Raw genomic sequence first — 11763 nt, forward strand, 5'->3', positions numbered from 1 at the left:
ACGCAAGTCAATGAATCAAATTGTTTTTTCGAATATTCCCTTCTATACTCTGGCCGTCGTGCTTGTGGAATGAGGGAATATTCATGAACAAAACCCGTCGCCCGGTTGCTTCTCGGCTCTGGTTGGCTTGTTCTGTGTTGCTCGGTGCGACCGCTTGGTCCGCCACGGCACAGGCGAATGTTCCCTCTAAGCGCCCCGTGGCACAACAGGCCGCGCCCTCGGTGTCGGCCCCCCAACGGACCTCCTCGAACACCGGCTCGCCCAGCAAACGGCCTGTGGCCGCAGTCCCGCAGCGCACGGCAGCGCATATCCCCCAGCGCCAGACCCGGCCAGCCGCCGCCAGCACGACGGCTGCCTCGGTCGGCGAGGTCGTGGTGTCTTACGGTGAGCGCCTGGGGCTGCGCCGGGTACAGGACCCCTTGAACCTCAACTCCAGCGTGGCCCTGGTCATGGATGCCGAAACGCAGGAGATCCTGCTCGGCAAGAATGACACCGCCGTGCTGCCGATCGCCTCGCTCACCAAGCTCATGACCGGCGTGTTGATCGCAGATGCGCAACTGCCGATGGACGAGAAGATCACCATCACCAGCGCCGACGTGGACCGCCTCAAGAACAGCGGTTCCCGCTTGGCGGTGGGGACTCGGCTGACCCGTCGAGAAGCCTTGCACCTGGCCATGATGTCCAGCGAAAACCGTGCTGCCCACGCGCTGGCCCGAACCTATCCCGGAGGGGTGGAGCGTTTCGTGCAATTGATGAACCAGAAAGCCCAGGAACTGGGCATGACCGATACCCGCTTCGTCGATCCGACGGGGCTTTCCAGCGAGAACCAGTCCAGTGCCCGTGACATCGCCATTCTCGCGGCGGCCTCCCATGAGCGCCCGCTGCTGCGGTACTTTTCCACCTCGCCCGGCTATGAGCTCGCCGTCGGACGGCAGGTATTGCCTTACCGCAACAGCAACCGGCTCGTCAACAGTGACGCCTGGGACATTGGTTTGCAAAAGACCGGCTTCATCCGGGAAGCTGGCCGCTGCGTGGTCATGCAGGTGAACATGGCGGGGCGCCGGCTCATCATGGTGCTGCTCGATGCCACCGATGCGAATGCCCGCCTGGGTGATGCTGAGCGGCTGCGCCGTTGGGTGGAGGTGTCTCTGTTCAGCCCACACCATGTGGCCGACGTGTCCGACCGCAGTTGAGGGTCATTTCTGTTGAGGGCGATATCCCAAAGCTGCACTGATTTGCGCGGCGGTGGCCTGTAGCTTGGGCAGCCAGTTTTCGTCGATTCGGTCGGCTGGCGCAGAAATGGAAAGGCCGGCAACGAGCTTGCCTTGATCGTCATAAATGCCTGCTGCCATGCAGCGCACACCCATTTCCAACTCCTCGTTGTCGCGCGCCACGCCCAGCCGGCGGCACTGGGCCAATTCCCGCTCCAAGATGGGCAGTTGGGTGATGCTGTTGCGGGTGTTGCCCATCAGTCCGGTACGAGCGGCGTAGGCGCGTACACGCTGTGGCTCGTCGTCAGCCAGAAACAGCTTGCCGACGGACGTCAGGTGCAGCGGGGCGCGGCCGCCGATGGCGCGTACCACCTGCATGCCGGATCGTTCGCTGTATGCCCGCTCCACATAGACGATCTCGTCCCCCTGCCGCACACTCAGGTTGACGGGTTGCTGGATCTGTTTGTGCAACTCTCGCATGGGGCCGAGGGCGGTGTCGCGCACACTCAGGCGGGCCTTGACAAGGTTGCCCAGTTCCAGCAGCCGCAGACCCAGCCGATACGTGCCGGGTTCGGGGCGTTCCACGAAACGACCAATGGCCAAGTCGTTGAGAATACGGTGCGCCGTGGAGGGGTGCAAGCCGGTGCGCTCACTGATTTCCTTGAGCGAGAGGGCTTCTTCACGCGATGCGAGCACTTCCAGCAGTTGGAACATGCGTTCAATCACCTGAACGCTGGGCTGGGCAGGCAGAGTGGAGTGGGGTCGTGTCATGGTGAACGAGAAGGGTCCACCATTTTACCTTGTGAAATTCTATTCTGACAAGCGAATGATGAAAGGTGGGGAGGGTATCAGGTGCCCCCGTCAGTCCGCCATCGCCCGTCAATGAGCAGCTCATAGGGTCTGAATCGGTTTTTGTAGTTCATCTTCGGGCTTTCGGCAATCCAATACCCGAGGTAAACGTAGCGTAAACCCATGGCGCGTGCCTGCTCGATTTGCCACAGGATGCTGTAGGTTCCGTAGGCCGCGTGCGGTTCGGGTTCGTAAAAGGTATAGACCGCCGATAGGCCGTCGTCCAGCACGTCGAGGATGGAGACCATCTTGAGGGCCGATGCGGCGGTGGCTGTGGGATCGGTGAACTCCACCAAGCGGGAGTTGACCCGACTTTGCAGAAGAAACTGACTGTACTGGTCGATGTTGTCGTGGTCCATGCCGCCGCCAGGATGTCGCTGCCGCTGGTAGCGCAGGTAGAGCTGATAGTGCGCCTCCGCGTAGCCCAGCGTCATCACGCGGGCTTGCAGGTGGGCGTGTCGCGCCTGTGCTCGACGCTGGCTGCGGCTGGGGCAAAAGGCCTGTGCGTCCACTCGCAACGGTACGCAGGCCCGGCAACCGTCGCAGTGTGGGCGGTAGGTGAACATGCCGCTGCGCCGAAAGCCGTGGCTGATGAGCTCTGAGTAAGTGTCGTGGTGGATGAGGTGGCTGGGCGTGGCGACTTGGGAGCGCGCGATGCGGCCTTCCAGGTAGCTGCAGGCATAGGGTGCCGTGGCATAGAACTGCACGGCGTGCAGTGGGAGTTCCTTCGGGTAGGTCACGACGGTGATGAGGAGCCGTTGGATAACAGGCATTCCCAGTATAAGGGGTCGAAAGTCCAGCTGGGCGTGGGCTGGCAGGTGGCTTCGCGAACCGTGCCCAGAAAGCGTTCCCTAGGCATTTCGCAGGCGCCCATGAACGCCAGATGGGGCGTGTTTTGCTGGCAATCGATGGCGGGCACACCCCAGACCCGGGCGCACGCGACAAGGCCTGCCAGGGCCATTTTGGAGGCATCGTTGCGGTGGCTGAACATGGATTCACCGAACACCATGCGACCGAGGTTGACGCAATAGAGACCGCCCACGAGTTCGCCGTCCCACCATGTTTCGATGCTGTGCGCGTGCCCGGCGTGGTGGAGGGCGGTGTAGGCCTCGATCATGGCTGGCACGATCCAGGTTCCTCGTTGCCCCGCCCTGGGGGTGTGTGCGCAGGCGCGGATGACGCGCTCGAAAGCGGTGTCGATGCGAATGTCGAGCCGGCCGGATCGCAGTCCGCCACGTATCGCTTTGCGCAGCGACGGATGCAGCCGAAAATCGGCAGGTCGCAAGACCATGCGCGGGTCCGGGCTCCACCACAGGATGGGCTGGTCGTCGCTGAACCAGGGGAAGATGCCGCTGGCGTAAGCGCGCAGCAGGGTGGGGGTGTCCAGGGCGCCACCTGCTGCCAGCAGGCCGGGTATCGGGTCGCCTTGCTGCCAGGCGCGCTCGACATCCGGAAACGGCTCGCCAGGGGCCAGCCAGGGCAGGACGTGGGACGACTGCTCGCGGGTCACGGTTGCCGGGCCCGTTGGGGGCATTTGAGGGTTTGGGCATGGTCGCAGCAGGACGCCACGGCGCAGCGATCGCACTGGGGGCGCCGTGCCTGGCAAACGTATCGGCCGTGCAGGATCAGCCAGTGGTGGGCGTTTTCCAGGTATTGGGCCGGGATGCGCTGAAGGAGTTTGCGCTCGACCGCGAGCGGGGTTTTGCCCGGAGCCAGGCCGGTGCGGTTGCTGACCCGGAAGATGTGGGTATCCACGGCCATGGTCGGCTCGCCGAAGGCCACGTTGAGCACCACGTTGGCCGTTTTCCGGCCCACGCCAGGCAGTGCCTCCAAGGCCTCGCGGCTGCGCGGCACCTGTCCACCGTACCGCTCAACCAGGATGCGGCAGGTTTCCATCAGGTGTCTGGCCTTGCTGCGGTACAGGCCGATGGTCTTGATGTAAGACTCCAGCCCTTCCAGCCCGAGATCGAGTATTTTCTGCGGGGTGTTGGCCACCGGGAACAGCCGCCGGGTGGCCTTGTTGACGCCCACGTCGGTGGCCTGGGCGCTGAGCAGCACAGCCACCAGCAGCTCGAACACGCTCGTATACTCCAGTTCCGTGTTGGGCTGGGGGTTGGCTGCCTGCAAGGTGGCGAAAAACCGCTCGATCTGTTCCTCGTTCATGTCCTGAATTTTCTCCCATGAGTGCATCCTCTGCCGTCCGTTTCGCCGATCGCCTGAACAATGTCGAGACATCGGCCATCCGCGAGCTGTTCAAGCTGCTGGGCAAGCCCGGCATCATCAGCTTCGCCGGTGGTTTTCCCGATTCGGCCATGTTCGACGTGGACGGCATTCGCGAAGCCAGCCTGCGCGCGCTCGATGAGGAGCCCGGCGCCGCCCTGCAGTACGGGGCCACCGAAGGCTATCAGCCTCTGCGTGAGCAATTGGCGCAATTCATGGGCAGCAAAGGCGCGCAGGTGGCTCCGGAACAATTGGTCGTGACCACCGGCAGCCAGCAGGCGCTGGACCTGCTGGGCAAGACGCTGATCTCGCCGGGTGACAAGGTCATCGTCGAAGGGCCGACCTTCCTGGCCACGATCCAGTGCTTCCGCCTCTATGGCGCGGAACTCATCACCGCGCCGGTGGACGGCGACGGTGTGGACACCGACCGGCTGGAGCAACTGATCGTCGAGCACCGACCCAAGTTCGTGTACCTGATCCCCACCTTCGGCAACCCCAGTGGGGCCATGCTGAGCCTGGAGCGCCGTCGCCGGGTGCTGGAGTTGGCGGTGCGGCACGATACCCTGATCGTCGAGGACGATCCTTATGGCGACCTGTATTTCGGCAATGCCCCGCCGCCCAGTCTGCTGGCCTTGAGCGCCGAAGTGGCGGGTAGCCGCGAGCGGCTGGTGCATTGCGGTTCCCTGAGCAAAGTGCTCAGCCCCGGCCTGCGCGTGGGCTGGATGATTGCCCCGGCCGACCTGTTGGGCAAGGCGGTCATGTGCAAGCAGTTCAGCGATGCGCACACCAGCACCTTTGCCCAGGCCACCGCCGCGCAATACCTGAAGGCGGGCCGCATGCCCGGCACGCTGCAGCGGGTGCGGCAGGTGTACGCGGAGCGTGCCCGGGCCATGGGCGATGCGCTGCGCAGTGACTTGGGTGACGCGGTTGCTTTTGTGCAGCCGCAGGGGGGGCTGTTTGTCTGGGCCCGCCTGACCGGAGCCGGAGGACGCCTGACCGACGGCAACGAGCTCGCGCGGCGCGCCATCGACCAGGGCGTGGCGTTCGTGCCGGGGGCCCCGTTCTTTGCCCGGCATCCGGACGTCTCCACTTTCCGCCTGAGCTTTGCCACGGTGGGCGTGGACCGCATCCGCGAGGGCGTGGCCCGGTTGGCCAAGGCCCTGGGCTGACCAACGTTCAGAGCAGGCGTGCCAGCCAGAGACGCGCCCGCATGCCCCAACCCGAGGTGTAGCCCACGGTGGGGAATCGCAGGCGGTTGCCGCTGTCCAGCACCGCAAAGGTCGGTACCGATCGGAAGCCTTGTGCCTGTGCCAGCTGCGAGCGTGGGTCGATCACCGTGGTCCAGGGCAACTCATGCTGCATCTGGTAGCGCCATACCTGAGCAGCGTCTCCCGACTGCATGGCCACGGTGAGTACCGGCCAGTCCTGCGCCAGGCGGTTGATCGTGCCTTGCTGAGCTTTGCAAATCGGGCACCAGTGCGCCCAGACATACAGGGCCAAGGGCTGGCCCGATGGCCTGGTGGCCAGGATGGCATCCGACAGGGTGCCGTGGTGCATCTGGCCGTCCGGTGTCAACCACTGCACCCTCATCGAAGGATCGATATCGGCGTTCACATGGCGGGTCTGCCAAAAGTGGACGCTCCCAAAGACCGTCAACATCAGCACGATGGTGCCCACATGCCGCATCCAGCGCGGGCGGCGGTGTCGGCTGGCGGTGTCATGGCTCATGCTGACATGCTACATTGGTGATGTCGGCTTCATACCGGCCCCGGTTTATTCACCCACCATGAACAGGAGATGAGCCCATGGCGATGCCCACCAAGTATCTGCTCAACGAGAACCAGATGCCCAAGTTCTGGTACAACATCCAGGCTGACCTGCCCAAAGCGTTGCCGCCCGTGCTGCATCCCGGCACCTTGCAGCCGGTTGGGCCCGACGATCTCGCCCCGTTGTTCCCGATGGAACTGATCCTGCAGGAGGTGAGTACCGAACGCGAGATCGAGATCCCGGAGCCGGTGCGAGACATCTACCGCCTGTGGCGGCCGGCACCCTTGTACCGCGCGCATCGGCTGGAAAAGGCTTTGGGCACGCCAGCCAAGATTTTCTACAAGTACGAGGGCGTCAGCCCCGCAGGCAGCCACAAACCCAACACCGCCATCCCGCAGGCGTTTTACAACCAGCAGGCCGGTGTCAAGCGGCTGACCACCGAGACGGGCGCTGGCCAGTGGGGCACTTCCCTGTCCTTCGCTGGCAGTCTGTTTGGACTGGAAGTGCTGGTGTTCCAGGTGCGCGTGTCCTACGACCAGAAACCCTACCGCCGTGCGGTGATGGAAACCTACGGGGCGCGTTGCGTGGCATCGCCCTCGATGGAAACCGAATATGGCCGCCGCGTGCTGGCCGAGCGTGCAGACCACCCGGGCAGCCTGGGTATTGCCATTTCCGAAGCCGTGGAACTGGCGGTGCAGCGCGACGACACCAAATACGCGCTGGGCTCGGTGCTCAACCATGTGCTGATGCACCAGACCATCATCGGGCTGGAGGCCATGGAGCAGATGCAGATGGCCGACGCCTGGCCCGATGTGGTGGTGGGCTGCACAGGGGGCGGATCGAACTTTGCGGGCATCGCGTTTCCGTTCATCGGGCACGGCCTGCGGGGTGGTGCCAAGCCGCGCATCGTGGCGGTGGAGCCGGCGGCCTGCCCGTCACTCACGCGCGGCAAGTACGCTTACGATTTCGGCGACACCGGTCACATGACCCCGCTGACCAAAATGCACACGCTCGGCTCCACCTTCACCCCACCCGGGTTTCATGCCGGGGGCTTGCGTTACCACGGCATGGCACCACTGGTGTCGCACCTCAAGGAGCTGGGCTTGATCGAGGCCACCGCTTACACCCAGGGCGAGTGCTTTGCGGCTGGCGTGGCGTTTGCACGCGCTGAAGGTATCGTGCCGGCGCCGGAAGCCAACCATGCCGTCAAGGGCGCGATTGAGGAGGCGCTGCGCTGCAAGCGCGAAGGCAAGAGCGAAACGATTCTCTTCAACCTGTGCGGGCATGGCCATTTCGACATGGCTGCCTACCAGAAATACTTTGCTGGTGAGTTGAAGGACGAGGCCTACGACGAAAAAGAGCTGGCGATGGCGCTGGCTGGACTGCCCAGCGTGCCCGAGCCGGCTTGACCGCTTTGGCCCGGGCTCAGGGTTGGACCACTTCCAGCAGGCGGTCCAGTCCGCCCATGTCGATGGCCACATGGGCCTGAGCGCGGACTTTGGGTTTGGCGCGGTAAGCCACCGACAGGCCTGCTGCAGCCATCATCTCCAGATCGTTGGCGCCGTCGCCCATGGCAATGGCTTGCCGGGGGCTGCAACCGATCAGATCGCAGGCTTCCAGCAAGGTGCGGCGCTTTTCTGCAGCGTCGCAGATGTCACCCCAGCTCTGGTTGATCAGGCGGCCTGTGAGCCGGCCGTCCTGGATGTCCAGCCGGTTGCTGCGGGCAAAGTCGAGGGCAAGGCGGTCACGCAGGCGCTCGGCGAAGAAGGTGAATCCGCCACTGACCAGCAGCACCTTGAGCCCGGCCGCTTTGCAAGCCAGCACCAGTTCGGCGGCGCCGGGGTTGAGCTGGAGTCGATGTCGGTACACCTGTTCCAGATGATCCACGCTCACCCCTTCGAGCAAGGCCACACGGCGGCGCAGGCTTTCTTTGAAGTCGGAAATCTCGCCGCGCATGGCGGCTTCGGTGATGGCGGCCACCTCGGCCTTGCGCCCCACGGCGTCGGCAATCTCGTCCACACACTCGATGTTGATGAGCGTGGAGTCCATGTCGAATGCGATGAGCTTGAAATCGCGCAGGCGCAAGGGGGGGGTGAAACCCTGGACGGTCAAACCAGGGGCAAATTCGATCGGCGATGACATTGTCGGATTATTGCGGATGTGGCCTGGCTTGCTTCAGGCCGGCAACGCCGAGTCGGCCTCTTTCAAGGGTTGTCCCAACGACCTGAGCACGTCCCGCACCATCTGCGCCCGGTCTTTGGGTTCGGGCAGGGCGCGTTCGATGCGCAGCTTGTCGTTGCCGGCGAGCTTGATGTGCTTGTTTTTCTGCACCAGCTCGATGATGCGCATCGGGTCCACCGGGGGGTTGGGCCGGAAGGTGATGAGGATGACGCCGGGCGTGGCGTCCACCTTCTGCACGCCGTAGGGCGCGCACAGCACGCGCAGGCGGTGCACGTCGATCAGGGTTTGGGCTTGAGGCGGCAGCTTGCCGAAGCGGTCCACGATTTCTTCGAGCAGCGCATCGATCTGGTCGGAGGTCTTGGCGGTGGCGAGTTTTTTGTAGAAGCTCAGGCGCAGGTGCACGTCGCCACAATAGTCGTTGGGCAGCAGGGCCGGGGCGTGCAGGTTGATGTCGGTGGCGGCGCTCAGGGGTTTGAGCAGATCCGGTTCGCGCCCGGCCTTGAGGCTGGCCACGGCTTCGCTCAGCATTTCGTTGTAAAGCTGGAAGCCCACTTCGAGCATGTTGCCGCTCTGGTTTTCGCCGAGCACCTCGCCGGCGCCGCGGATTTCCAGGTCGTGCATGGCCAGGTAGAAGCCGCTGCCCAGTTCTTCCATCTGCTGGATGGCGTCGAGCCGCTGGGCGGCCTGCTTGGTCAGGCTGTCGATGTCGGGCACCAGCAGGTAGGCGTAGGCCTGGTGGTGGCTGCGGCCCACGCGCCCGCGCAACTGGTGCAGTTGCGCCAGGCCGAACTTGTCGGCGCGGCTGATGACGATGGTGTTGGCCGTGGGCACGTCGATGCCGGTTTCGATGATGGTGGAGCACAGCAGCAGGTTGAAACGCTGGGCCACGAAGTCGCGCATGACGCGCTCCAGTTCGCGCTCGGGCATCTGCCCGTGGGCGATGGCGATGCGCGCCTCGGGCAGGATTTCTTCCAGCTTCTGCTTGCGGTTTTCGATGGTTTCGACCTCGTTGTGCAGGAAGTACACCTGTCCGCCGCGTTTGAGTTCGCGCAGCACCGCCTCGCGGATCACGCCATTGCCTTCGTTGCGGACAAAGGTTTTGATGGCCAGGCGGCGTTGCGGCGCGGTGGCGATCACGCTGAGGTCGCGCAGCCCCTCCAGCGCCATGCCCAGCGTGCGGGGAATGGGGGTGGCGGTCAGCGTCAGCACGTCCACCTCGGCGCGCAATTCCTTGATCGCTTCCTTGTGGCGCACACCGAAGCGGTGTTCCTCGTCGATGATGAGCAGGCCCAGGTTTTTGAACTTCGTCTTTTCACTCAGCAGCTTGTGGGTGCCCACGACGATGTCCACGGTGCCGTCGGCAATGCCCTTCATGGCCGCGTTGATTTCCTTGGCCGTCCGGAAGCGGCTCATCTCGGCAATCTTCACCGGCCATTTGGCGAAACGATCCACCAGGGTTTGATAGTGCTGTTCGGCCAGCAGCGTGGTGGGCGCCAGGAAGGCCACCTGTTTGCCCCCGGTCACGGCCACGAAGGCGGCGCGCAGGGCCACCTCGGTCTTGCCGAAGCCCACGTCGCCGCAGACCAGCCGGTCCATCGGGCGCGGAGAAATCATGTCCTGGATCACCGCATGAATGGCCGCCTTCTGGTCGGCGGTTTCCTCGAAACCGAAGTCGTTGGCGAACTGTTCGTAGTCGTGCGGGCTGAAGCGGAAGGCGTGCCCTTCGCGCGCGGCGCGGCGGGCGTAGATGTTGAGCAGTTCAGCGGCGGCGTCACGGACCTGTTCGGCGGCCTTGCGTTTGGCTTTTTCCCATTGGCCGGAGCCCAGGCGGTGCAACGGTGCTTCGTCGGCGCTGACGCCGGTGTAACGGCTGATGAGCTGCAACTGGCTCACCGGCACATAGAGCACCGCGCCCTGCGCGTATTCCAGGTGGAGGAACTCCTGCAAGGCGGGCGAGCCGTCGGGGGTTTTTTCACCCAGGTCCATGTTGACCAGCCCCCGGTAGCGGCCGATGCCGTGCTGGCTGTGCACCACCGGATCGCCCACGTTGAGCTCGCTCAGGTCCTTGATCAGCGCATCGACGTCGCTGACCTGCTCTTGCTTTTTGCGCCGGCGCGCGGTGGGGCCGGCGGCGAACAGTTCGGTTTCGGTGACGAAGTGGATGCCGCCCTCGACCCAGGCGAAACCGCTCGCCAGGGCGGCGGTGGCGATGCCGGTTTTTTCGTCGCTGGCTTGGAATTCGGCCAGGGAATCGAAGGCGGGCGGGTTGAGGCCGCTGGCTCGAAGAAAGTCCAGCAGGCTTTCGCGGCGGCCATCGCTTTCGGCCAGCAGCAGCACGCGATCGGCGGTGCTACGCAGGTGGGCTTGTAGCTTGGCCAGTGGGTCGTCGGCGCCGCGCTGAACCGCCAAGTCCGGCAGGCGCTGTACCCAGGCGCTGTGTTCCACGTCCCGCTGCTCGGCACGCAGGGCCAGTTGTCTATGGGGCTTCGCGGCGGCGTAAAACGCTTCGGCGTCGAGGAACAGCGTCTCGGGCGGCAGTGCCGGGCGGTCCGGGTCGCCCTGCACCAGACGGTAACGTTCGCGTGTGTCCTGCCAGAAGCGCTGGAAGGCGGGGTCCAGGTCGCCGTGCAGCACCAACGTGGCGTCATCCCCCAGATAGTCGAAGACGGTGGCCGTCTGGTCGAAGAACAGCGGCAGGTAGTACTCGATGCCGGCGGTGGCCACGCCGTTGCCCATGTCTTTGTAGATGCGGCTTTTGGTCGGGTCGCCGTCCAGCAGTTCGCGCCAGCGGGCACGGAATCGGGCACGCGCGGCCTCGTCCATCGGGAATTCGCGGCCGGGCAGCAGCCGCACCTCGGGCACGGGGTACAGGCTGCGCTGGCTATCGGGGTCGAAGGTGCGGATGGAGTCGATTTCGTCGTCGAACAGGTCCACCCGGTAGGGAACGGGCGAGCCCATGGGAAAGAGGTCGATCAGGCCGCCGCGCACCGCGTATTCGCCGGGGCTGACCACCTGGGTCACGTGCTGGTAGCCCGCCAGCGTCAGTTGCGCTTTCAGTCTGGCTTCATCCAGCTTTTGCTTGACCTTGAACTCGAAGGTGTAGCCCGCCAGAAACGAGGGTGGTGCCAGCCGGTACAGCGCGGTGGTGGCAGGCACCAGCACCACGTCGGCGCCTTCGTCGGCCTTGCGTTGCTGGATGCGCCACAAGGTGGCCAGCCGCTCCGATATCAAGTCCTGGTGCGGTGAAAAGCTGTCGTAGGGGAGGGTCTCCCAGTCCGGGAACAGGGCGCAGCGCAGTGCGGGGGCAAAGAAGGGGATTTCCTCCAGCAGGCGCTGGGCGTCGGTGGCGTCGGCCGTGACGATGGCCACAGGGTGGCCGGCACGCTTTTCACGCAGCCCCAGATCGGCGAGCAGCAAGGCGTCGGCTGAGCCGATCGGGCGGGGCAGGGCATAGCGTTTACCGGGGGAGAGCTTGGGCAGTTCCATGAATGACAGGTGAAAACGGCAAAAGCAGACACCCCGCTCCAGGCCGGGC

At 64.5% G+C, this 11763-nt stretch carries 10 protein-coding genes; 3 read left to right on the forward strand and 7 right to left on the reverse strand.

Features of this window, described 5'->3' with window-relative positions; translation table 11 throughout:
* Window positions 1-83: 83 nt before the first annotated feature.
* The gene (locus HZS63_RS11850) at window positions 84-1193 is read left to right on the forward strand and encodes a D-alanyl-D-alanine carboxypeptidase family protein (protein WP_180684235.1); all 1110 of its coding nucleotides are present in this window, start codon (window positions 84-86) and stop codon (window positions 1191-1193) included.
* Between the two features lie 3 nt (window positions 1194-1196).
* Here the strand turns inward: HZS63_RS11850 and HZS63_RS11855 are convergent, their stop codons facing one another.
* The 4 genes from HZS63_RS11855 to nth form a co-directional block, all read right to left on the reverse strand.
* Window positions 1197-1982, reverse strand: a complete 786-nt coding sequence (locus HZS63_RS11855) for an IclR family transcriptional regulator (RefSeq protein WP_180684236.1) — start codon at window positions 1980-1982, stop codon at window positions 1197-1199.
* Window positions 1983-2059: 77 nt separating this feature from the next.
* A complete protein-coding gene (locus tag HZS63_RS11860) occupies window positions 2060-2800 on the reverse strand; it encodes an arginyltransferase (protein WP_180684274.1) in 741 nt (246 codons plus the stop codon).
* Window positions 2797-3594, reverse strand: a complete 798-nt coding sequence (gene aat / locus HZS63_RS11865; protein ID WP_180684237.1) for a leucyl/phenylalanyl-tRNA--protein transferase — start codon at window positions 3592-3594, stop codon at window positions 2797-2799. Before aat ends, HZS63_RS11860 begins: the two co-directional genes overlap by 4 nt.
* A complete protein-coding gene (gene nth, locus HZS63_RS11870; RefSeq protein WP_180684238.1) occupies window positions 3567-4223 on the reverse strand; it encodes an endonuclease III in 657 nt (218 codons plus the stop codon). The genes aat and nth overlap by 28 nt, the downstream gene beginning before the upstream one ends.
* 17 nt (window positions 4224-4240) lie before the next feature.
* On the opposite strand from nth, the gene HZS63_RS11875 reads away from it, so the two are divergent.
* Window positions 4241-5449 (forward strand): aminotransferase-like domain-containing protein, encoded by a 1209-nt coding sequence (locus HZS63_RS11875; RefSeq protein WP_180684239.1) that lies wholly within the window; start codon window positions 4241-4243, stop codon window positions 5447-5449.
* A 7-nt stretch (window positions 5450-5456) separates the two neighbouring features.
* Here HZS63_RS11875 and HZS63_RS11880 read toward each other — a convergent pair whose 3' ends face one another.
* Window positions 5457-6008, reverse strand: coding sequence for a redoxin domain-containing protein (locus HZS63_RS11880; RefSeq protein WP_180684240.1), 552 nt, complete (start codon window positions 6006-6008; stop codon window positions 5457-5459).
* Between the two features lie 77 nt (window positions 6009-6085).
* Here HZS63_RS11880 and HZS63_RS11885 point away from each other — a divergent pair, with 77 nt between their 5' ends.
* Window positions 6086-7456: a TrpB-like pyridoxal phosphate-dependent enzyme gene (locus HZS63_RS11885; RefSeq protein WP_180684241.1), complete on the forward strand. Its 1371-nt coding sequence runs from the start codon at window positions 6086-6088 to the stop codon at window positions 7454-7456.
* 16 nt (window positions 7457-7472) lie between these two features.
* On the opposite strand, the gene serB is transcribed toward HZS63_RS11885, so the two are convergent.
* Window positions 7473-8189, reverse strand: a complete 717-nt coding sequence (gene serB / locus HZS63_RS11890) for a phosphoserine phosphatase SerB (RefSeq protein WP_180684242.1) — start codon at window positions 8187-8189, stop codon at window positions 7473-7475.
* Between the two features lie 33 nt (window positions 8190-8222).
* The gene (gene mfd / locus HZS63_RS11895; protein WP_180684243.1) at window positions 8223-11714 is read right to left on the reverse strand and encodes a transcription-repair coupling factor; all 3492 of its coding nucleotides are present in this window, start codon (window positions 11712-11714) and stop codon (window positions 8223-8225) included.
* Window positions 11715-11763 lie beyond the last annotated feature (49 nt).

Origin of the sequence: Tepidicella baoligensis (genome assembly GCF_013432195.1) — a bacterium.
GTDB lineage: Bacteria > Pseudomonadota > Gammaproteobacteria > Burkholderiales > Burkholderiaceae_C > Tepidicella > Tepidicella baoligensis.